Origin of the sequence: Mangrovicoccus sp. HB161399 (genome assembly GCF_013184745.1) — a bacterium.
Taxonomy (GTDB): Bacteria; Pseudomonadota; Alphaproteobacteria; order Rhodobacterales; family Rhodobacteraceae; genus Mangrovicoccus.
On the sequence record NZ_JAATVU010000047.1, the window covers coordinates 12,686 to 34,515 of the forward strand.

General features: G+C 69.2%; 20 protein-coding genes and 1 pseudogene. 16 read left to right on the forward strand and 5 right to left on the reverse strand.

Features of this window, described 5'->3' with window-relative positions:
- The 6 genes from HCC78_RS21685 (at window position 1) to lexA (ending at window position 4,827) form a co-directional block, all read left to right on the forward strand.
- On the forward strand, window positions 1-582 hold the full coding sequence (locus HCC78_RS21685) for an aminodeoxychorismate/anthranilate synthase component II (RefSeq protein ID WP_172330886.1): 582 nt from the start codon (window positions 1-3) through the stop codon (window positions 580-582).
- On the forward strand, window positions 579-1,601 hold the full coding sequence (gene trpD / locus HCC78_RS21690; RefSeq protein WP_172330887.1) for an anthranilate phosphoribosyltransferase: 1,023 nt from the start codon (window positions 579-581) through the stop codon (window positions 1,599-1,601). The genes HCC78_RS21685 and trpD overlap by 4 nt, the downstream gene beginning before the upstream one ends.
- A complete protein-coding gene (trpC, locus tag HCC78_RS21695; RefSeq protein ID WP_172330888.1) occupies window positions 1,598-2,413 on the forward strand; it encodes an indole-3-glycerol phosphate synthase TrpC in 816 nt (271 codons plus the stop codon). The genes trpD and trpC overlap by 4 nt, the downstream gene beginning before the upstream one ends.
- On the forward strand, window positions 2,413-2,886 hold the full coding sequence (gene moaC, locus HCC78_RS21700; RefSeq protein WP_172330889.1) for a cyclic pyranopterin monophosphate synthase MoaC: 474 nt from the start codon (window positions 2,413-2,415) through the stop codon (window positions 2,884-2,886). Before trpC ends, moaC begins: the two co-directional genes overlap by 1 nt.
- Window positions 2,883-4,058: a gephyrin-like molybdotransferase Glp gene (gene glp / locus HCC78_RS21705; RefSeq protein WP_172330890.1), complete on the forward strand. Its 1,176-nt coding sequence runs from the start codon at window positions 2,883-2,885 to the stop codon at window positions 4,056-4,058. Before moaC ends, glp begins: the two co-directional genes overlap by 4 nt.
- Before the next feature lie 79 nt (window positions 4,059-4,137).
- Entirely contained in the window at window positions 4,138-4,827 is a 690-nt protein-coding gene (lexA, locus tag HCC78_RS21710; protein ID WP_172330891.1) for a transcriptional repressor LexA, read from the forward strand.
- 24 nt (window positions 4,828-4,851) lie between these two features.
- Here lexA and HCC78_RS34935 read toward each other — a convergent pair whose 3' ends face one another.
- Window positions 4,852-5,910: an N-acetylmuramoyl-L-alanine amidase gene (locus HCC78_RS34935; protein ID WP_172330892.1), complete on the reverse strand. Its 1,059-nt coding sequence runs from the start codon at window positions 5,908-5,910 to the stop codon at window positions 4,852-4,854.
- A gap of 76 nt (window positions 5,911-5,986) precedes the next feature.
- On the opposite strand from HCC78_RS34935, the pseudogene HCC78_RS21720 reads away from it, so the two are divergent.
- Window positions 5,987-6,151, forward strand: a pseudogene (locus HCC78_RS21720) (IS481 family transposase); the annotation flags it as partial.
- On the opposite strand, the gene HCC78_RS21725 reads toward HCC78_RS21720, so the two are convergent.
- Window positions 6,148-8,208, reverse strand: coding sequence for a ComEC/Rec2 family competence protein (locus HCC78_RS21725; RefSeq protein ID WP_371743890.1), 2,061 nt, complete (start codon window positions 8,206-8,208; stop codon window positions 6,148-6,150). The pseudogene HCC78_RS21720 and the gene HCC78_RS21725 sit on opposite strands and share 4 nt — an antisense overlap.
- Before the next feature lie 171 nt (window positions 8,209-8,379).
- On the opposite strand from HCC78_RS21725, the gene gltX reads away from it, so the two are divergent.
- The 9 genes from gltX (at window position 8,380) to HCC78_RS21770 (ending at window position 19,056) form a co-directional block, all read left to right on the forward strand.
- On the forward strand, window positions 8,380-9,795 hold the full coding sequence (gene gltX / locus HCC78_RS21730) for a glutamate--tRNA ligase (RefSeq protein WP_172330893.1): 1,416 nt from the start codon (window positions 8,380-8,382) through the stop codon (window positions 9,793-9,795).
- A 75-nt stretch (window positions 9,796-9,870) separates the two neighbouring features.
- Entirely contained in the window at window positions 9,871-11,175 is a 1,305-nt protein-coding gene (gene gltA / locus HCC78_RS21735; RefSeq protein WP_172330894.1) for a citrate synthase, read from the forward strand.
- A 740-nt stretch (window positions 11,176-11,915) separates the two neighbouring features.
- Window positions 11,916-12,338, forward strand: coding sequence for a DUF4174 domain-containing protein (locus tag HCC78_RS21740; RefSeq protein WP_172330895.1), 423 nt, complete (start codon window positions 11,916-11,918; stop codon window positions 12,336-12,338).
- Window positions 12,339-12,448: 110 nt separating this feature from the next.
- Window positions 12,449-13,759, forward strand: coding sequence for a polysaccharide lyase family 1 protein (locus tag HCC78_RS21745; protein ID WP_172330896.1), 1,311 nt, complete (start codon window positions 12,449-12,451; stop codon window positions 13,757-13,759).
- Window positions 13,760-13,810: 51 nt separating this feature from the next.
- Complete coding sequence (locus HCC78_RS21750; RefSeq protein ID WP_172330897.1) at window positions 13,811-14,368, forward strand: pseudouridine synthase; 558 nt, start codon at window positions 13,811-13,813, stop codon at window positions 14,366-14,368.
- 140 nt (window positions 14,369-14,508) lie between these two features.
- Window positions 14,509-15,132, forward strand: coding sequence for a paraquat-inducible protein A (locus HCC78_RS21755; protein ID WP_172330898.1), 624 nt, complete (start codon window positions 14,509-14,511; stop codon window positions 15,130-15,132).
- Complete coding sequence (locus HCC78_RS21760) at window positions 15,108-15,737, forward strand: paraquat-inducible protein A (protein ID WP_172330899.1); 630 nt, start codon at window positions 15,108-15,110, stop codon at window positions 15,735-15,737. The genes HCC78_RS21755 and HCC78_RS21760 overlap by 25 nt, the downstream gene beginning before the upstream one ends.
- Complete coding sequence (locus HCC78_RS21765; protein WP_172330900.1) at window positions 15,730-18,483, forward strand: PqiB family protein; 2,754 nt, start codon at window positions 15,730-15,732, stop codon at window positions 18,481-18,483. The genes HCC78_RS21760 and HCC78_RS21765 overlap by 8 nt, the downstream gene beginning before the upstream one ends.
- A gap of 3 nt (window positions 18,484-18,486) precedes the next feature.
- Window positions 18,487-19,056, forward strand: a complete 570-nt coding sequence (locus tag HCC78_RS21770; RefSeq protein ID WP_172330901.1) for a membrane integrity-associated transporter subunit PqiC — start codon at window positions 18,487-18,489, stop codon at window positions 19,054-19,056.
- 58 nt (window positions 19,057-19,114) lie between these two features.
- Here HCC78_RS21770 and HCC78_RS21775 read toward each other — a convergent pair whose 3' ends face one another.
- The 3 genes from HCC78_RS21775 to HCC78_RS21785 form a co-directional block, all read right to left on the reverse strand.
- Window positions 19,115-19,315, reverse strand: coding sequence for a hypothetical protein (locus HCC78_RS21775; protein ID WP_172330902.1), 201 nt, complete (start codon window positions 19,313-19,315; stop codon window positions 19,115-19,117).
- A gap of 197 nt (window positions 19,316-19,512) precedes the next feature.
- On the reverse strand, window positions 19,513-20,379 hold the full coding sequence (locus tag HCC78_RS21780; protein WP_172330903.1) for a MipA/OmpV family protein: 867 nt from the start codon (window positions 20,377-20,379) through the stop codon (window positions 19,513-19,515).
- 47 nt (window positions 20,380-20,426) lie between these two features.
- Complete coding sequence (locus tag HCC78_RS21785) at window positions 20,427-21,686, reverse strand: malonyl-CoA decarboxylase domain-containing protein (protein WP_172330904.1); 1,260 nt, start codon at window positions 21,684-21,686, stop codon at window positions 20,427-20,429.
- Window positions 21,687-21,830: the final 144 nt, after the last annotated feature.

Below are 21,830 nucleotides of genomic sequence, written 5' to 3' on the forward strand. Positions count from 1 at the left end.
ATGCTTCTGCTCATCGATAACTACGACAGCTTCACTTACAACCTGGTCCACTATTTCGGCGAACTCGGCGCCGATGTGGAGGTGCACCGCAACGACGCGCTGACCGTGGAGGAGGCGCTGGCCAAGCGCCCCGCGGGCATCGTGCTCTCGCCCGGCCCCTGCGACCCGGCCCAGGCAGGCATCTGCCTCGCGCTGACCAGGGCGGCAGCGGCGGAGAAGATCCCGCTTTTCGGGGTCTGCCTCGGCCACCAGACCATCGGCGAGGCCTTCGGCGGCGACGTGGTCCGCGCCAGGGACATCGTCCACGGCAAGATGGGCACCATCCATCACGAGGGAAAGGGCGTTTTCGCGGGCCTGCCCTCGCCGCTGCAGGGCACCCGCTACCATTCGCTGATCGTCGACCGTGCCACCCTGCCCGACTGCCTGGAGATCACGGCCTGGCTGGAAGACGGCACGATCATGGGGCTGCGCCACCGCGAACTGCCCGTCGAAGGCGTGCAGTTCCATCCCGAGAGCATCCGCAGCGAGCATGGCCACCAGATGCTGAAGACTTTCCTCGACGGCCTGAAGGAACCGGCATGAGCGACGACATCAAACCCCTGATCGGCAAGGCGGCGGACGGCCCGCTGACCGGCGCCGAGGCCGAGACCGCCTTCATGGCGCTGTTCGAGGGCCGCGCGACGCCTGCCCAGATCGGCGGCCTGCTGATGGCGCTCCGCACCCGCGGCGAGACGGTGGACGAGATCGCCGCCGCCGCCAGAGTCATGCGCTCGAAATGCAGCAAGGTCACCGCGCCGGAAGGCGCGATGGACATCGTCGGCACCGGCGGCGACGGCAAGGGCACGCTGAACATCTCCACCGCGACGGCCTTCGTCGTGGCGGGCGCGGGCGTGCCGGTCGCCAAGCACGGCAACCGCAACCTGTCCTCGAAATCGGGCTCGGCCGATGCCCTGGCGCAGATGGGCGTCAATGTCATGGTGCCCCCCGACGTCGTGCAGAAGGCGCTCGACGCCTGCGGCATCGCCTTCATGATGGCGCCGATGCACCATCCGGCGATGAAGCATGTCGGCCCCGCCCGCGTGGAACTGGGCACCCGCACCGTGTTCAACGTGCTGGGCCCGCTGACCAACCCGGCGGACGTGAAGTTCCAGCTGACCGGCGCCTACGCGGCTGCGCTCCTGCGGCCGATGGCCGAGGTGCTGGGGGCGCTCGGCTCGACCCGCGCGTGGCTGGTCCACGGCTCTGACGGCACCGACGAGCTGACCATCACCGGCACCTCCGAGGTCGCCGAGCTGAAGGACGGCAAGGTGTCGGAATTCCAGGTCCATCCCGAGGAAGCCGGCCTGCCGGTCCATCCCTTCGAAGCCATCGTCGGCGGCACGCCGGAAGAGAACGGCATCGCCTTCCGGGCGCTGCTGAACGGCACCAAGTCGGCCTATCGCGACGCGGTCCTGCTGAACTCGGCAGCCGCGCTGCTGATCGCCGGGAAGGCGTCCGACCTGAAGGAAGGCGCGGCCATGGCCGCCGAAAGCATCGACAGCGGCGAGGCCTTCTGCAAGGTCGAAGCGCTCGCCCGCATTACCTCGGAGGTTGCCGCATGAGCGAGACCGTCCTCGACCGCATCAAGGCCTACAAGCTGGAGCATGTCGCCGCCTGCAAGGCGGCCGTTCCCCATTCCGAGGTGGAGATGCGCGCGCGCAGCGCCCCGCCGGTCCGTCCCTTCGCCCAAGCCCTGCACGAGGCCAGCCAGAAGGGCTATGGCCTGATCGCCGAAGTGAAGAAGGCGAGCCCGTCCAAGGGCCTGATCCGCCCGGATTTCGATCCGCCCGCGATTGCAGCGGCCTACGAGGAAGGCGGCGCGACCTGCCTGTCGGTGCTGACCGACGGGCCGAGCTTCCAGGGCGCCGACGAATTCCTCGTGGCGGCGCGCGGCGCGGTCTCGCTGCCGGTGCTGCGCAAGGATTTCATGTACGACACATACCAGGTCGCGGAAGCCCGCAGCCTGGGCGCCGACTGCATCCTGATCATCATGGCCAGCGTCTCCGATGCGCAGGCGCAGGAGCTGGAGGCCGCGGCGGCGGAGTGGGGCATGGATGCGCTGATCGAAGTGCACAATGCCGAGGAGCTGGAGCGCGCGAGCCTGCTGAAATCGACGCTGCTGGGCATCAACAACCGCAACCTCAAGACCTTCGAGACCTCGCTCGACACCACCCGCACCCTGGCCAAGCGCGCGCCGCTCGACCGGTTGCTGGTGGGCGAGAGCGGGCTCTTCACCCGCGAGGATCTGGCGGACATGGCGCGCTACGGCGTGCGCTGCTTCCTGATCGGCGAAAGCCTGATGCGCCAGCAGGACGTGGCCACCGCCACGCGCGACCTGCTGTCCCAGCCGCTGGTCTCCGGCGGAGGCATGTGATGCTCACGCATTTCGACGCCAAGGGCGACGCGCACATGGTCGATGTCTCGGAAAAGGCGGTGACCGCGCGGACCGCCGTGGCGGAGGGAGCCGTGCGCATGTCGTCCGAAACGCTGCGGCTGGTGACCGAAGGCACTGCCAAGAAGGGCGACGTTCTGGGCGTGGCGCGGCTGGCGGGGATCATGGGCGCCAAGCGGACCTCCGACCTGATCCCGCTGTGCCATCCCCTGCCCGTCACCAAGGTGGCGGTGGAGCTGACCCCTGACGAGGCGCTGCCCGGCGTGCGGATCGAGGCCACGGTGAAGACCACCGGCCAGACCGGCGTCGAGATGGAGGCGCTGACCGCCGTCTCGACCGCAGCGCTGACGGTCTACGACATGCTGAAGGCAGCGCAGAAGGACATGGAGATCCTCGGCATCCGCGTGTTGCTGAAGGAAGGCGGAAAGTCCGGCCGCTACGAGGCCGCACGGTGATTTCAGTCGAAGAGGCGCTGGCGCGGATCTTCGCGCTGGTCACGCCGATGGAAGCCGAGACCGTGCCGCTGCGCAAGGCCGCGGGCCGCGTGCTGGCCGTCCCCGCCGCGGCGCGCCGCACCCAGCCGCCCTTCGCCGCCTCCGCCATGGACGGCTATGCCGTGCGAAGCGCCGAGGTCCGCGCCGGCGCGGTCTTCGAGGTCGTCGGCGAGGCCGCGGCCGGCGGCGGCCATGGCAGCGAGGTGCAACCCGGAGAGGCGGTGCGCATCTTCACCGGTGCGCCGGTGCCCGCGGGCGCGGGCCATGTGGTCATCCAGGAAGACGTCGCGCGCGACGGCAGCCGCATCACCCTGACCGACCGGCTGGGCAGCGGCACCAACATCCGCCCGGCGGGCGGCGATTTCGTCATGGGCGCCGAGATGCTGCCGACCGGGCGGCGCCTCGGTCCCGCGGACATCGCCCTGCTGGCCGCGATGAACATTCCCGAAGTGACCGTTGCGCGGAAACCCGACGTGGCGCTGATCTGCACCGGCGACGAACTGGTCATGCCCGGCGAGACCCCGGGCCCGTCGCAGATCGTCGCCTCCAACGCCTTCGGCCTCGCCGCGATGTTCGAGGCGGCCGGCGCCGCCGCACGGCTGCTGCCGATCGCGCAGGACAATGCGGCGAGCCTCGGCCAGTGCCTGGACCTCGCCGCCGATGCCGATCTGGTCATCACCTGCGGCGGCGCCTCCGTGGGCGACCATGACATCGTCGCCGAGGTGGCGCAGGCGCGCGGCATGGCGCTGGACTTCCACAAGGTGGCGATGCGCCCGGGCAAGCCGCTGATGGCCGGGCGCATGGGCGACGCCGCGATGGCCGGCCTGCCCGGCAACCCGGTCAGCGCCATGGTCTGCGGCCGGATCTTCCTCGTGCCGATGCTGGAGGCGATGCAGGGTCTGCCCGCCCGGCCCGCCCGGCGCAGCCGGATGCCCCTCGCGCGCGCCCTGCCGCCCAACGGCCCGCGCGAGCACTACATGCGCGCCCGCATCCTGGAAGACGGGCTGGATGCCGGGGCCGACCAGGATTCCAGCCTGCTGTCCGTTCTTGCCGGGGCCGGAGCCTTGCTGGTCCGGCCGCCCCGCGACCCCGCGCGCGCGCCGGGAGAATTGGTCGAGTTCATATCGCTTTAGGAAGCGATGTTGACACAAAGGGAGAACGCGCGTAGAACATTTGCCAAACCAAACCAGAACCTGGAAATGGCACCGGCAGATGTTGACCAAGAAGATGCTCGAGCTCCTCGAATTCATCCACGAGAGGCAGAGCCGCGACGGCGTCCCGCCCTCCTTCGATGAAATGAAGGACCATCTCGGTCTCCGATCCAAATCCGGCATCCACCGGCTGATCACCTCGATGGAAGAGCGCGGCTATCTGCGCCGCCTGCCGCACAAGGCCCGCGCCATCGAGATCCTGCGCCTTCCCGACAACATGGCGGCCCCGGGCTTCACCCCTCGGGTGATCGAGGGATCCGGGGGCGACGCGCCGATGCCCGCAGGCGCGATGCAGGTCGAGCGCGGCGGCGCCTGGGACATCCCGCTTCAGGGCCGGATCGCGGCGGGCGGCCCGATCGAGGCGGTGCGCCAGGACGAGGCGGTCACCGTGCCGGGCAGCATGCTCAGCCGCGGCGGCAACCACTACGCCCTGGAAGTCCAGGGCGACTCGATGATCGACATCGGCATCAATGACGGCGACATCGTCGTGATCCGCGAGACCGCCACAGCCGAGAACGGCGAGATCGTGGTGGCGAAGATCGACGACGAGAACGTGACGCTGAAGCGCTACCGCCGCCGCGGCCGCACCATCGCGCTGGAGCCGGCGAATTCCGCCTATGTGGTGCAGACCTACCCGGAAGACCGGGTGCAGATCCAGGGCAAGCTGGTCGGCCTGATCCGCACCTACTGACCGCTTGCCGCGGCCCTGCCCGCCTCAGGGAGGCGGAGGCAGGGCATCGCGGCGTCCGAAGACCGCCTCGCGGATATCCGCGGCCGGAAGGGCCGGACCGGGATCTGACTTGCGCTGCGGCGCGATGTCGGCATGTCCGAGGATGTCGATGACCCCCGGATAGGCCGCGCGGATCGCCTTCATCAACGCGGTTGCGGCCGAAACCTGCTCCGGCGGATAGGCCTGCCAGCCTCCGCCCGCAGCATCGACGAAGACCTGATCCGTTGGGACCGGCGTTCCGAACTGGGACGCCCAGCCCTCCCCCGCCCGCACCAGCTGGCCCCAGTTCTCGAACGAGATGCCGATCGAGATGGCGTTGAAGGACCGCAGGCTTCCCCAGGACGAGACCCCGGCATGCCAAGCCTGGAAGTCGAGCGGAAGAAGCTGCACCACCGACCCGTCGCGCCGGACCAGCAGATGGGCGCTTGCCCGGACCTGGTTCCCGGCAAGATAGGGCACCAGGCTTGCCCCGACGCCCGCGGTGTAGTGCAAAACGATGTAGCGCGGCTGGATCTGGCCGCCATGCGCGCCGGTCTCGGCATAGCTGACCGCAGTCCCGCCGAGGGCGCGGACCACGCCGCTTTCGACCGCAAAGCCGTCCTGTCCGCCCGCCGCCGGATCCGCCGGTTCCTCGGCAGCCATCGCTTCGAGCCGCTCCAGAAGCGGATTGGCAGCCCGGTCCTGCGTCTCCGGCGACGGCAGATCGGGCGCCCGCCACTCTTCGGCGAGCCGCCGGATGTTGCCCTCCGGATCCTCCAGAATGCCGGCATCGACGAAGAATTTCAGGTTTTCGGAAGCCACGTCTGGCGGCAGCCCCTTGGTCGCCTGGACGATGATGCCGAATTTCTGTTCGATTTCCAGCCGGTTGCGCTCGGCCTCCGCCGCGAGTTCCTGCGCGCGGATCTGGCCCTCGACTTCCATGCGCTTGATCTCGAGCTGGCCCTCGACTTCGCGTTCCTTGAGTTCGAGCTGGGACAGCGCCGCCTCCCGGCCGTTCTTGAGCCCGAAAAAGCCCCCGATCGTTGTGGTCGCGACGGCGGACACCACCGCGATGACGGCACCGATCAGGCTGACTGCTCCACCGGAGAAGCGCCCGGCCTGGGCCTACTCCATGGCGAGCCTGCGCACGCACCTCGCAGACTTCATGGCAGCTTACAACTTCGCGCGCCGCCTCAAGACCATCAACGGGCTCACACCATACGAATACATCTGCAAGATATGGACATCAGAGCCAGACAGATTCATCCTCGATCCGATCCACCAGATGCCGGGACTGAACAGCTAGCGTCCGGCCAGCCGCAGCGGGCGCAGGACCGGCGGGTCGGGCACCGCATCGGCGGGCACCCAGGGGCGCCGCCCGGCCCGCATCGCCGCGGTGACGATGCGCGGCGCCGCCTCGTCCGGCCAGATCGCGACGGAGCCGGTCCCGGCCAGCCGGGCGGGATCGAGCACGGCGCAGGACGCGCCCGGCACCGGTTTCACCGCCACCACGAGATCGGCATCCCGGCAGGGATCTTCCAGGCGGTTCAGCTGCGCGGCCGACAGCTGGCGCAGGCGCAATCCGGGGATCTGCGCCTCGAACCCCGCCTCCGCCGCGCGGGCCGCCGCCTGCGGCTCGCGGCGGTCGCCGTCATTCTCCAGCCAGGCGCGCGCGGCATAGCCGTCGCCGGTCGCCTTGCTGAGCACGCGGCCGCCCGGCTCCAGCACGCCGACCAGCCCGCCCGACTCGGCGATCAGCACTGCCGGGCGTTCGGTTCCGGACCAGAGCCAGAAGGCCAGCCCAAGCGGCAGCAGCCCGGCCCAGCGGCACGGCCCCTGCCACAGGATCACCACGATCGCGCCGATGCCGATCAGCGGCAGGACGGCGGGCCCGGGCGCCACCACCGGGACCAGCGCGCCGTCTAGAGCGGAGACCCGGTCGGCCACGGCGAGGATCCAGCGGCATCCCAGCGCCATCGCCCAAAGCGCGGGCTGGGCGAGGCCCAGCGGCGCGAGGCAGGCGGCCAGCACCGCGGCGGGCATCACGAGGAAGCCCATGACGGGCACCGCCACCAAGTTGGCCGCGAGCCCCCATTGCGCGATCTGGTTGAACTGCGCGGCTCCGACGGGCGCGGTGGCGGCACCCGCGACGGCCGACGACAGGATCAGCGTCAGCACCGGGCGGAGCAGCTTCGGCCCCGGCCAGAGCGGGACCGCCCGGGCCATCGAGAACACCCAGACCAGCGCCGAGGTCGCAGCGAAGGACATCTGGAAGCCGACCTTCAGCAGGCTTTCGGGGCGCGCGGCGAGGATCAGGATGGCGGCAAGCGCGACGGCGCGCAGGGTCAGCGCGCGGCGGTCGAGCAGGACGGCGCCCAGCATCACGGTCGCCATGACGAATGCCCGCTGGGTCGCCACGCTGCCCCCCGACAGCGCCAGGTAGCAGGCCGCGGCAAGCGCGGCAAAGACGGCGGCCGCCTTGCGCCCGTCGATCCTGAGCGCCAGCCAGGGGATGGCGGCTATGGCGAGGCGCAGGACAAGGAAGACGAAGCCGGTCAGCAGCCCCATGTGCAGGCCGGAAATGGCCAGGAGATGCGCCAGGTTGCTGGCCCGCATCGCGTCCAGCGTCTCCCGGTCCAGGCCCGACCTGTCGCCGGTGACCACCGCGGCGGCAAAGGCGCCGGACTGGCCGGGAATGCGCGTGCGGATCGCGTCGGCCAGGTGGCTGCGGAGCCCGGCGATCGCCAGCGCGGGCCGGTCGCGGTCGGGCGGCTCAAGCACCAGCACCGGGCTGCGGGTGTAGCCGACCGCGCCCAGCCGCTCGAACCAGGCGAGGCGGCGGAAATCGAAGCCGCCGGGTTCGGCCGGGCCCATCGGCGGGGAAAGATGCCCGGTCAGGATCACCGTCATGCCCGGCTCCACCGCGGCATTCGGAATGTCGTCCGACAGCGAGACTCGCACCGTGGCAGGCGTGCGGCCCGGCGCCATGTCCGACAGCACCACCCGGTCGAGCGTCAGCCGCAGGCGGTCGGTCATCGAGCGGTCGATCTCGGTCACCCGGCCCTCGATCGGCCCGTAATAGCGGAAGGACAGCACCGGCGCCGCGACCTCGGTCGTCCGCCAGGCAGCAAGCGCCCCGCCCGCCGCCGCCAGTGCCACGGCCAGCAGGAGCGGCGCCGCCGACTCGGGCGCGCGCAGGCTCCCGATCCCCAGCAGCACCGCCGCCGCCGCCGCGCAGCCGGCCATCCAGCGCTCCGGCTCGCCGGGCAGCGCAAAATAGATGCCGATGCCAAGTGCCAGCATCACCGGCACCCAGGGGAAGAGATGTCCCCGCTGCGGGGCGATCAGGGCGTCGAGCAGCACGCGCGCAGCTCCTTGCCAGAGGGTTAACCGCTCAGGGATCGCCCATTCGTGGTTTACACTCGGTTAAGGCCGCCGGGATAGCAGGGGCGCGGGGGCTCCGGCTGTCGCTTTACCCGGTCGGGCGCAGCGATTAAACCGGCGCTCAATCGAGCAAGACACGAGGTCCGTTCCATGGCTGATGCCCCCGTCGTGACGAGGTTCGCCCCCTCGCCCACCGGTTTCCTGCATATCGGCGGCGCACGCACCGCGCTGTTCAACTGGCTCTACGCCCGCGGCAGGGGCGGCAAGTTCCTGCTGCGGATCGAAGATACCGACCGCGCGCGGTCGACGCCCGAGGCGACTGCGGCGATCATCGAGGGCATGAAATGGCTGAAGCTCGACCATGACGGCGAGATCGTCAGCCAGTTCGAGCGCGCGCCGCGCCATGCCGAGGTTGCGCTGGCGATGCTGGAGAACGGCCACGCCTACCGCTGCTATTCCACCCAGGACGAGATCCAGGCCTTCCGCGACGCCGCCAAGGCCGAGGGGCGCTCGACACTGTTCCAGTCGCCCTGGCGCGGCGCCGATCCCGCGACCTGGCCGGACGCGCCCTATGTCGTCCGCCTGAAGGCGCCGCGCGAGGGCGAGACGGTGATCGAGGACCAGGTCCAGGGCACGGTCACCTTCCGAAACGACCAGCTCGACGACATGGTCCTGCTGCGCTCGGACGGGACGCCGACCTACATGCTGGCAGTGGTGGTCGACGACCATGACATGGGCGTCACCCACGTGATCCGCGGCGACGACCACTTGGCCAACGCCGCGCGCCAGGGCCAGATCTATGCCGCGATGGGCTGGGACCTGCCGGTCTGGGCGCATATCCCGCTGATCCACGGCCCCGACGGCAAGAAGCTGTCGAAGCGCCATGGCGCGCTCGGCGTCGAGGAATACCGCGCGATGGGCTACCCGGTGGAGGGGCTCAGGAACTACCTGACGCGGCTCGGCTGGAGCCATGGCGACGACGAAGTCTTCACCACCGCGCAGGCGCTGGAGTGGTTCGGTTTCGGCGGCATGAACAAGGCGCCGGCCCGCTTCGATTTCAAGAAGCTCGAAAACGTGTCGGGACATCACATCGCAATGATGGAAGATGCGGCACTTCTGGAGGAAATCGCGGGTTTTCTTGCTGCAACTGCACAACCTGAGCTGGAACCGCTGCAGGCGGAGCGTCTCGGGACTGCGATGTATTGCCTCAAAGACCGGGCAAAAACGCTTCCGGATCTGCTTGATAAGGCACATTTTGCACTAGCGTCACGGCCGGTGGCGCCGGATGACAAGGCGGCAAAGGCACTTGACGCTGTATCCCTTGGTATACTGCGCGAATTGACGCCGCAGTTGCAAAGTGCTAGCTGGACCCGCAATGATCTGGAGGCGGTGATCGCCGACTTCATGGACCCTCGGGAGCTCAAATTCGGCAAGCTGGCCGGTCCGCTCAGGGCTGCGCTCGCCGGCCGCACGGCAACTCCGAGCGTCTACGACATGATGCTCGTTCTGGGCCGGGAGGAGACTCTCGCCCGCCTCGAAGACGTATTATCCACTGGCCGGGACTGACCCGGCCGGCGCAAGACATACCCATCGCCTGCCCGCTCCGCTCCGGGGCGGCAGGTCGGCAAAGGAGGGATGCCAATGCCTGATACTGCGCAACCGGCCAAGACCGCGACCCTGACCTTCGGGGACAAGACCGTGGAACTGCCGATGATGTCGCCCACGCTGGGCCCGGATGTCATCGACATCCGCAAGCTCTACGCCCAGGGCGACGTCTTCACCTACGATCCCGGATTCACCTCCACCGCGTCCTGCGAGTCGACCATCACCTTCATCGATGGCGAAGAGGGCATCCTGCTGCACCGCGGCTACCCGATCGACCAGCTTGCGGGCAAGTCGCACTTCCTCGAGGTCTGCTACCTGCTGCTCTACGGCGAACTGCCGACCGGCGCGCAGCTGGAAGATTTCGAGAACCGCGTCACCAAGCACACCATGCTGCACGAGCAGATGCGCAACTTCTTCTCCGGCTTCCGCCGGGACGCGCATCCGATGGCGATCATGGTGGGCATCGTCGGCGCGATGTCGGCCTTCTACCATGACTCGACCGACATCTCCGATCCGTGGCAGCGCGAAGTGGCCTCGATCCGCCTGATCGCCAAGATGCCGACCATCGCGGCCTGGGCGTTCAAGTACCACACTGGCCAGCCCTTCGTGTATCCGCGCAACGATCTGGACTACGCCTCCAACTTCCTGCGCATGTGCTTTGCCGTGCCCGCGGAGGAATATGAGGTCAATCCGATCCTGTCGCGCGCGATGGACCGCATCTTCACGCTGCATGCCGATCACGAGCAGAACGCGTCGACCTCGACGGTGCGCCTCGCGTCGTCCTCGGGCGCCAACCCCTTCGCCTGCATCGCGGCGGGCATCGCCTGCCTCTGGGGCCCCGCCCATGGCGGCGCGAACCAGGCCTGCCTCGAGATGCTGAAGGAAATCGGCTCGGTCGACCGCATCCCGGAATTCATCGCCCGCGCGAAGGACAAGAACGATCCCTTCCGCCTGATGGGCTTCGGCCACCGGGTCTACAAGAACCGCGACCCGCGCGCGACCGTGATGAAAGAATCGGCGGACGAGGTGCTGGAGCTGCTCGGCGTCCACAACAACCCGATCCTGCAGGTCGCCAAGGAACTGGAAAAGACCGCTCTGGAAGACCCCTACTTCATCGAGAAGAAGCTCTTCCCGAACGTCGACTTCTATTCCGGCATCATCCTGGAGGCCATGGGCTTCCCGACCTCGATGTTCACGCCGATCTTCGCACTGTCGCGCACCGTCGGCTGGATCTCGCAGTGGAAGGAAATGCTGGGCGATCCGGCACAGAAGATCGGCCGTCCGCGCCAGCTGTATGTCGGCGCCGCGCAGCGCGACTACACGAATGTCGAGGACCGCTGAGTTCCGGCATCCCGGACAGCCCTGAGACCACCGGAACCCCGGCCATCGCGGCCGGGGTTTTCCGTTCCGGGCGGGAGAAATGCCGTACCCCCGGGCTCCTGCTTTCCGAGCGCAGCCGGCCACCGGGCAGGGACCGCGCTGAAATCGAATGCCGAGGCGCTTTCCAAGGCACGGCCGCGGCTGGCCTGACCTTTCCGGAGTACGCCCCCCGCTCGAACGGCCCTGGCAGCCGGCATCCCGATGGCGGCGATTTCGGCACCGCAGTCGCCCTAGCCCCCTTGATCGCCCCTGGCTGACGCCTCGGAAACGAGCTTCGGCATGGTCCTGCAGAGGGCGGCCGCCCCCGCGGCAGCGGCCGGAAACGCAGTGCTGCCCATGCCACCCGGCCGACGCACGGCGCGCCCTCCGACATCGGCGGCGGCACCGCCGCCAACCGGCTGGACGACGGTGCGCGCCGGAACGGCTGCCACCAAGGGACGGCAAGCATCGATCCGGAGCCGGAGAGGTGCGTTTCCCGGCGCCCGTCTCCTGCGGCTCGGACGAACCGGCCCATGCCAGCGTCTCAAACGCCCATCTGCCGGCCGGTGCGGCGTCCTGCGGCGGACGGGATCGGCCTGCCGGCGGCGGCACGCAAGCGGGACTGATCCGCGCGGACAGGCGCGATCACATCCGCGTTTCCCGGGCGGTCCTGCCCTTTCCTTCCGCGGCGGCGCGCTAGCTGCGGCGGAAAGGAGATTGCCATGACCAGACCCGCCGGCCTGACCGCCCTTCTCTGCAGCCTCGTCCTGCCCGCCGCCGCCCTGGCCGAAATCCCCGCCGGAAGGGTCCCCGGCACCGAGGACGCGCTCGGCAGCTATCGCTGGAACAGCCGCCCGGTCCTCGTCTTCGCACCCGCTGCAAGCGATCCGCGCTATGCCGCCCAGATCGAGGCACTAACCTCGGTGGCCGAGGATCTCGAAGCGCGCGACATCATCGTGCTGACCGATACCGACCCCGGCCACGGCAGCGAGCTGCGCCGCGGGATCGGCGAGGATGACGCCACGCTGGTGCTGGTCGGGAAGGATGGCGGGGTGAAGCTGCGCGCCGCCGCCCCGGTCGATCCCGAGCAGATCCTGTCGCTTGTCGACCGGATGCCGATGCGGCAGCGCGAGATGAAGGAGTAGCCGGTCCGCGCGCCTTCGGTTTCCTCCATCCGGTTTCCGCCATTGGGCAATCTCGGCTAGCATACTAGCCTGGCATTCGAGGAGACTTTCCAAGCGTCAGGGAGGACCGGATGTCACGCGCTCTCATCACCCTAATGGCCACGGCCGCAGCCTTGCCCGCCCTGGCCGGGGACCCGCTGCCCGATGCGGCTCTGGCCCTCGCGCGCGAGGCCGCGCCGCTGGGCTGGGCAACGCTGGAAGGCGGCACCACCGGCGGTGCCAGAGCGGAGCCGGTCATCGTCTCCAGCCGCGCCGGGCTGGTCGCCGCGCTCGGCGGCGACAACCTGTCGAACGGCGCGGATGACGTCCCGGCGGTGATCTTCCTCTCGGGGCGGATCGACCTGACCGCCGATGCGGAGGGACGGCCGCAGGGGCCGGAGGCCTTCGCCGATCCCGGCTATGACGAGGCCGCCTATATCGCCGCCTACGACCCGGAGACCTACGGCCGCGAGAAGGAGCCGGAGGGTCCGCTGGAAGAGGCCCGGGAACGCTCCGAACAGGCGCAGAAAGCGCATGCAATGATCCGTGTCGGGTCGAACAAGACGCTGGTCGGCCTGCCAGGCGCAACGATCGCGGGCGGCACGCTGCTGCTGAAGGGGTCCAGCAACGTGATCATCCGCAACATCGCCTTCGAGGACAGCTGGGACTATTTCCCGCAATGGGATGCGACCGACGGCAGCAAGGGCAACTGGAACGCGGAATACGACCTGATCGCCATCGAGGCGGATGCAGAGCGCATCTGGGTCGACCATTGCAGCTTCTCCGACGGCGACCGTCCCGACGATTCCGTCCCGCCGGTCTTCGGCCGCGTCCACCAGCACCATGACGGGCTGATCGACATCAAGACCGGCGCCAGCCTCGTCACCCTCTCGGCCAACCATTTCTTCGACCACGACAAGACCCATATCATCGGCTCCTCCGACAAGCGCACGGAAGACATGGGCCGCCTGAAGGTCACGCTGGCCGGGAATTTCTACGAGAACGTCAAGCAGCGCCTGCCGCGGGTCCGCTACGGCGAAGTCCATGTGCTGGGCAATCTCTACATGCCCTCCGCCGAGGGGCCCTACGCCTTCGACTACGCGCTCGGCGCGGGCAAGGAGGGGCGCGCACTGAGCGAGGCCAATGCCTTCGTGCTGCCCGAGGGGATCGACCCGTCGAAGATCATCAAGCAGTACCGCGGCGAGCGGATCGAGGACCGCGGATCGCTTGTCAACGGCAAGGCAGTGGACCTGGTGGCGCTCTACAACGCGGCCAATCCCGAAAAGCCGCTGGAAGCCGGGGCCGGCTGGGAGCCGCCCTATCCCTACGAGCGGCCCGATCCGGCACGGCTTGCCGAAACCATTCCCCGCGACGCCGGGCCGACGCTTCTGGGCGACGACTGAGCGCGCGGCCCCGCCGATTGTGCCCGATCGGCGGGGCTGGTACAGCGGCGCATGGCCCGCACCATCCTCTTCAACAAGCCCTTCGGCGTGCTGTCGCAGTTCACCGACAGCTCCACCGCCTCCTCGCCCTCCCCGACCCTGTCGGCCTTCATCGACCTGCCCGGCGTCTATGCGGCGGGGCGGCTGGACAAGGACAGCGAGGGGCTGCTGGTGCTGACCGATGACGGCAGGCTGCAGGCGCGGCTGGCCCATCCCAAGCACAGGACCGCCAAGACCTACTGGGCGCAGGTCGAGGGCATTCCGGACGAAGCCGCGATCCGCGCCCTGTGCGACGGCGTGGCGCTGAAGGACGGGCTGACCCGCCAGGCCAGGGCGCGGCTGATCCCGGAACCCGAGTCGCTGTGGCCGCGCGACCCGCCGGTGCGCTACCGCAAGTCGGTGCCGGACAGCTGGGTGGAGCTGACCATCACCGAGGGCCGCAACCGCCAGGTCCGGAGGATGACGGCGGCGGTCGGCCACCCGACGCTGCGCCTGATCCGCGCCCGCGTCGGCGCCTGGACGCTGGACGGGCTGGAAAGCGGCCGCTGGAAGGACGCGCCGAAGGCCTGAGCCGCGGCCATGCCGGCCGCGTCGCGGAAACGCAACAGGACGCGGCGGAATGTCACCGCAGGCCCGCCGGCAAGCGGCGATCGGGAAAATCCGGACTATATGCCTTTGACAGCCGCTCCCGGCTTTGACGATTGTAGGGCATGAGCATCTCCCGTCCCGATCCATCCCGCCTGGTCGCCTGCCCGACCTGCGACACGCTCTACCGTTTCGAGCAGCCGGCGCCGCGGCAGACCGCGGCCTGCACGCGCTGCGGGACGGTGATCTTCGCGCCGCGCCCCGGCGCGATCAGCACGGTGCTGGCGCTGGCCATCGCGGCCCTGGCGCTGATGGCGATCGCGCTCGACTTTCCCTTCCTGTCGATGACCGCCAACGGGCTGACCGCGAAGGCCTCGGTGATCGACGCGGTGAAGAGCTTCGCCGTCGACGACATGGCGCCGCTGAGCCTTGCAATCGCCCTTTTGATCCTGCTGCTGCCCAGCTTGCGGCTCTGCCTGCTGATCTACGTCACCCTGCCGCTGTTCTTCGGGCTGCGGCCCTGGCCCGGCGCACGCACCGCCTTCCGGCTGAATGTCGACCTGCGCCCCTGGTCGATGGCCGAGATCTTCATGGTCGGCGTCGCCGTCGCCATGGTGAAGGTCGCCGACCTCGCCACGATCAGCTTCGGCCCGGCCTTCTGGGCCTTCGCCGCCGTGGCGATCCTGCTGGCCGCCAAGGATGCCGTCACCTGCGAGAGAACGATTTGGCACATCCTGAGATCCGCCTGACCGCCCGCGCCGCAGGCCTGGTCGCCTGCCGCCACTGCGCGCATGTCTGGCCCGCGGGCAGCCATTCCTGCGGCTTCTGCGGCGGGCATCTCTCCAGCCGCGTGCCGCAGAGCCTGCAGAAGGTCTGGGCCTGGTGGACGGCCGGCATCATCGCCTACATCCCGGCAAACCTGTTTCCGATGATGAAGACCAGCATGCTGGGCAGCGACACCGCCTCGACCATCCTGGGCGGCGTCGTCGAGCTGCTGCACCACCATGCGTATTTCGTCGCCATCGTGGTGTTCTTCGCCTCGGTCTGCATCCCGATCGCCAAGTTCATGGCCATCGCCTGGATCGCCACCGCGATCCGCCGCCCGCGCGGATCGGTCTCCGCGCACCAGCTTCACCGCGTCCACGACGTCGTCGAATTCATCGGCCGCTGGTCGATGATCGACGTCTTCGTGGTCGCCATCCTTTCGGCCCTGGTCCAGTTCTCCGTGGTGGTCAGCATCCATCCCGGCCTGGCCGCGATCAGCTTCGCGGCCTCGGTCGGCTTCACGATGCTCTCCGCCCAGTCGCTGGATCCGCGCCTCATCTACGACGCGAGCGAGCCCCTACATGAATGACGACATTCCCGGCATGGAGATCAGCGACCCGAAGGGCCGCCGCGGCTTCCGGTTCTCGGTGGTCTGGGTCGTGCCGCTGGCCGCAGTCGCGATCGCGCTGTTCATCGCCTGGCAGAGCTACTCCTCGCGCGGCCCGCTGATCGAGGTTTCCTTCACGCAGGCCAGCGGGCTGGTTGCCGGCTCGACGCAGCTGAAATACCGCTCGCTGACCGTCGGCACGGTCGAGAACCTGACCTTCAGCGACGACCTGACGGCGGTGATCGCGCATATCCGGCTGGACAAGTCGGTCGCCCGCTTCGTCGACTCGGATGCGAAATTCTGGATCGTGCAGCCGCAGGTGACCGCGCGCGGCGTCTCGGGGCTCGACACGGTGCTGTCGGGCATCTTCATCGAGGGCAGCTGGGACGCCAGTCCCGGCACGCCGGAGCGGCACTTCACCGGCAGCGACACGCCGCCCTTGATGCGCAGCGGCCAGGACGGCACGGTGATCACGCTCAAGGCGCTGCAGGGCGGGCGCATCCAGACCGGCGCGCCGGTGGTGTTCCGCGGCGTGACCGTGGGCGAGCTGGACGAGCCCAAGCTGGCCGATGACGGTTCGGGCGTGACCGCCCATGCCTTCATCCGCGCGCCCTACGACAAGCTTGTCACCTCGAATTCCCGCTTCTGGTCGGTCGGCGGCTTCTCGGTCAATGTCGGGCCCACCGGGCTGAGGCTCGATGTCGGCAACATAGCCTCGCTGATCGAGGGCGGCGTCACCTTCGGCACGGTCGGCCTTCCCGGCAGCCCGGTCGGGGAGGATGCGTCCTTCACCGTCTATTCCGACGAGGACACCGCCCGCAACAGCGTCGGCGCCGAGGAGCGCACCGACGAGACCATCTTCTCGATCGTCTTCGAGGGCGCGCTCGGCGGACTCGAACTGGGCGCGCCGGTGGAGATGTCCGGGGTCAAGGTCGGCCAGGTGCTGGCCATGAACAACGTCGCCGACGACACCGACGGGACGGAACCCCGGCTGAAGGTGGAAATCGGCCTGCGCGCCCAGCCGCTGGGCCTCCAGGAAGATGCCGACGAGACGGACGTGCGCCATTACATCGAGGGCGAGGTCCGCGACGGGCTGCGCGCCGAGCTGACGGTCGAGAGCCTGTTCTCCGGCGGGCTGAAGATCGTGCTCGCGGGCCAGTCCGACGCCCCCCCGGCCGAAATGGCGATCCCGGCCGAGGGCTATCCGGTCATCCCGTCGGTCCCGGTCGACGTGACCAATCTCAACGCCTCCGCCCAGGGCATCGCCGACCGCATCGCCGCGCTGCCGGTCGAGGACCTGATGTCCAGCGTCATCAGCCTGATCGACAGCGCCAACGCGCTGATCAGCTCGCCCGGCATCCAGGACGTGCCCAAGGCCGTGGTCGGCGTTCTGGGAAGCGCGCAGGAGAAGGTCGATGCCTTCGAGGTGGAGCCGCTGATGGCCGATGTCTCGGCCGCGGTGGCCGACCTCCGGCAGGTGATCTCGCAGGTCGGCAGCGGCGAGAACCTGCAGAAGATCGACTCGATGCTGGCCGAGCTCGACGCGGCCGCCGCGCAGCTCGCCCCGCTGATGGAATCGGCGAAAGGCGTGACCGACACCGTGGCCCAGCTGCAGCTGCAGGGGCTGGTGGACAGCGCGCAGGAGACGCTCGACGCCGTTCAGGCGGTGGCCGCCTCGCCGGACGCCCAGGCACTTCCGGGGGACCTGCGCGCGGTGCTGGGCGAGGCGCAGGCGCTGCTGGCCTCCGACGGCATCCAGAGCCTTCCCGGCCAGGCCGATGCCGCGGTCAAGGCCGCGACCGACATCCTGGCGGGCGTGCGCGATTCCGGGGCGGTGGACGACGTGGTGAGCGCGCTCGACCGGCTCGACGGCATCACCGCATCGATCGCCGAGACCGCGGACGGGCTGCCCGAGCTGCGCAGCCAGATCGCCGACGTTCTGGCCAAGGCCCAGGCGCTGGCGCTGCAGCCGCTGATCGAGTCGGCCACGACCACCGCCGAGTCGCTGGCCGCGCTGGCCGCCTCGCCCGAAACACAGGCCCTGCCCGGCACGTTCAACAAGGCGCTGGCCGATGCCAGCGGGCTGATCGCCTCAGAGGGCGTGCAGGCCCTGCCCGGCGAGCTTTCGGCCACGGTGGAGAGCCTGCGCCAGGTGATCGACCAGGTGAACAGCTCCGACGGAATCGCCTCGCTGGTCTCGGCTCTGGAGCGGCTCGACGCGATCACTGCCTCGATCGAGGGCACCGCCCAGGGCCTGCCCGAGCTGCGCGACCAGATCTCCGACCTGGTGGCCAAGGCCGACTCGCTGCCCGTCGAGGAGCTGGTCGCAAATGCCGACGCGCTCCTGGCAACGACCGACAGCTTCCTGTCGCAGCCCGAGACCATGGCGCTGCCCGGCTCGCTCAACGGCACCCTGGACGAGCTGACCCGCAGCCTGACCGAGCTGCGCGAGGGCGGCACGGTGGAGAACGTCAACGCCACGCTGCAATCGGCGGCCGAGGCCGCCGACGCGCTGTCGGCAGCGGCGGCCACCCTGCCCGAGCTGACGGCGCGGCTGAACACGCTCGTCTCGACCGGCGAGGGCCTTCTGAACACCTATGGCGACCGCTCGCGCTTCAACGCGCAGACGCTCGCCGCCATCAACGACATGCGCGAGGCGGCAAAGGCGGTGACATCGCTCGCCCGGACCATCGAACGCAATCCTTCCGCGCTGATACGGGGGCGCTGACCCATGAAAAGACTGACCTTCCTGCCGCTCCTGCTGGCCCTCGGCACCGCCGCCTGCACCTCGCCGCCGACGCAGTTCCTGCTCGACGCGCCGACCTCGGACCTGCGCCTGCGCCCGATGGTGAGTTCGGTGGAGGTGCGCGACGTGTCGCTGCCGCAATACGCCTCGGCCGCCGACGGGATCGCGATCCAGCAGGCCGACGGCTCGGTGACGGCCAATCCCAACGAGGTCTGGGCCGACACGCCGGAGCGCGGCGCGACGCTTGCGCTGGCGCGCAACCTGGCCGCCATCACCGGCGCGCGGGTCGCGGCCGAACCCTGGCCCTTCGCCGACCTGCCCGGCGCCTCGGTCAAGGTGGTGGTGGAACGCTTCCTCGCCTCGGAGACCGGCGGCGTGCGGCTGGAAGGAAGCTACGCGATCTCGCCGGTCGGCAGCGGGCTGCGCGACCGCGGCGGCCGGTTCGACATCGCCGTTCCGCTGCCCGAGAATCCCGGCACGTCGGACGTGGCCCGCGCCCACGGGCTGGCGATCGAGCAGCTCGCCGAGGAAATCGCCCGCCGTCTCGCAGGCTAGGCGCGGCTGCGCTCCCGCTCAGGCAGGGGCGCAGCGCAGCGGACATCTCCATGTCGGCTCAGGGCCAGGCAGGGTCGTCCCGCCGGACCTTGCGGGTGTTCCACAGTCCGCCCGGGATCCCGAGCACCAGGCCGAGCACCGCGGCGAGCGCGAAGGCCGGCCAGCCGATCCAGCCCGCCGCAAGGAAGGCGGTCAGGGCCGCTCCGGCAATGCAGAGCGCCCAGAGCGGAATGAGCAGAAGTCTCCATCCGTATTTCATGGCGTGTCTCCGTTCTTTGGGCGTTTCAGCGTCAACTGGGGACAGGTTCACTTTGGACGAGGAACATACGGCTGCGCGGAACTCACGGGCTGCGGGCAGCGGCGGGTGCGTCAGCGGCACGCTGGAACGCCTTGGGTAACAGGCAAACGCAGGGCCGCCCCCGAAGTTCCATGGCCCGCGGCTGAGGCGGCCCGGGATCAGCGGTCGCGGGTCGTGCGGCGCTTGCTCTGGAAGATCGAGTAGGTCACGCCGAAATAGGCCGCGCCGTCCCAGTCGGATTTCATCAGCGGGCTGCCATGGTTCACCGAGCCGCCCAGCCAGGTCGCCGTCATGCCGCCGAACAGCGTGATCCGTTCGGTCAGCGGAAAGCGGATCGCCGCGCGGGCCTCGGTGCCGAGATAGCCGCCCGAGGCGTCGTAGCCCGGCTCTCCGTCGCTGGCAGCCACCTCGTAATACTCCTCCTGCACGCCTTCGGTGACGAAGAGCGGGCCGATGCCGACCTGGATGCGGCTGCCCGGACGCAGCATGCCGAACTGGCGGTAGCGGACCGCGGGGCGCACCAGCGATCCCTCGTAGCCGATATCGGTGAGACCGTTCACGGAGAACACGCCGCGGGTCTGCAGGACCAGTTCCAGCTGCCCAGGCAGGCGCCCGCCCGCCAGGCCGCCCGGCTCCACCGCCCGCCAGATGAATTCCGGTCCGAATTCTGCCAGCGCGTCGACATCCGGCACGACATTGCCGACCGCCGTCACCCGGTTGGCCACCCGTGCCGAGCTGTCGAGGCCGAATCCCAGCTCGAACCGTTCGGTGCGGATCGGGATCAGCCGCAGCGCCTCGTCGCCGCCCAGCTCGACGAAGCGGCCGCGGTACTTCACGTAGGGCACCGGGTTGAAGCGCAGGTTGTAGCTGTCCGCGCCGGGATAGTCGGTGGAGACGCGCCCCACCCCGCCAAGGCCAAGCTCCCAGAGCGGCAGGGTCGGTTCGGCGGGATCGGAGACCTGGGCGGAGGCCGCACCGGAGAGCAGCCCCAGCGCGGCAGAAATGGCGAAGATGGCAAGTTTCATGCTTCCGCCAAACCGCAGGCCTGACGCAAAGTCAAGGCTACGGCCGGTCAGGCCGCTTTCGGCGCCTGCGACTGGGCCTGCTTGACCAGAGCCGCGATCTGTCCCGAGGCCGCCACCTTCTCGCCCTCGGCGAAGGCCTGGTGGTTCCGCGCGACTTTCGACAGGTCATAGAGATAGTTGACCATCGCGCCGCCGGATTGCGCCATGCCGTTGCCGGACGTGTCCGCCCCGGCATGGACCTCGTGCAGGATCGCGCCGTTGCCCAGATGGAAGCGCGCCACCGGGTCCATCGGCTGGCCGTTGGGGCGCTTGGCCTCGGAGAGATAGAGCGCCGCCAGCCGCCGCAGCCCCTCGGGCGTCGCGGCCTCGGCCTCCCGCCCCTCGGCCCTGATCCATTTCATCAGCGTCGGGATCGGCGAGAGCGTGACGAAGGTCTTCAGCCCCGGCAGGTCGCGGCCCAGATCCTCGGCCACCTGCTTGATCAGCGAATTGCCGAAGCTGATCCCGGCCAGCCCTTTCTGGCAGTTGGAAATCGAGTAGAATACCGCCGTGTCGGCCTCGGACGCGTCGATATGCGCGCCGCGGTCCTCGCTGAGCAGCTTCTGGATCGAGCCGGGCACGCCCTTGGTCAGCGCGACTTCGACGAAAATCAGCGGCTCGTCCGGCATCGCCGGGTGGAAGAAGGCGAAGCAGCGCCGGTCCGAGGGCTGCAGCCGACGGCGCAGGTCGTCCCAGCTGCCGATCGCATGGACCGCCTCGTAGGCGATGATCTTCTCGAGGATAAGCGCCGGGCTCTCCCAGTTGATCGGCCGGAGCACCAGGAAGCCGCGGTTGAACCAGGACTTGAAGAGATGGCGGAAATCCATGTCGAGCCGCGCCAGCTCGGGCGCCGCCGACAGTTCGTCCATCAGGTCGCACCGCATCTGCACCAGCTGCCGCGTCGCGCCGGGCACCTGGTTCATCCGACGCGCCAGCTCCTGCCGCTTCGGCTCGGCCAGCGCCATCAGCCGCTTGTAGTCGCCCGGATCATGGCTGGCCGCATAGGCGGCCGCGGCATCGCCGAGCGCCGCGGTGTCCAGGTCGAGTTCGGTCGCGAGAAAGCGGAAGAATTTCAGCCGCCCCTCCCGGTCGAGCGCGGCATAGGCGTCGAGAACGGTGGAGGCCAGCGCCACGCCGGACACCTCGCCGCGCGAGGTCAGCAGGTCGTTGCACAGGTCCTCGACCGACCGGCCGTTGCGCTTTTCCCTGCGGACCCGGAGATATCGGCGGTCGAACAGCGTGGAGGTCAGGTCGGCAAGCAGGGACATGGGCAGCACTCCGTCACGGGGAAACTGCGGCGCATGCGGGACATGGCCGCGACGGCTGCGACGATATCAGGAAAACCTGTTGATTCCCATGTACGGTGGTCTATTCTGGCCGGGACGCCGGGTGCTTGTGGCCCCGATCCCGCC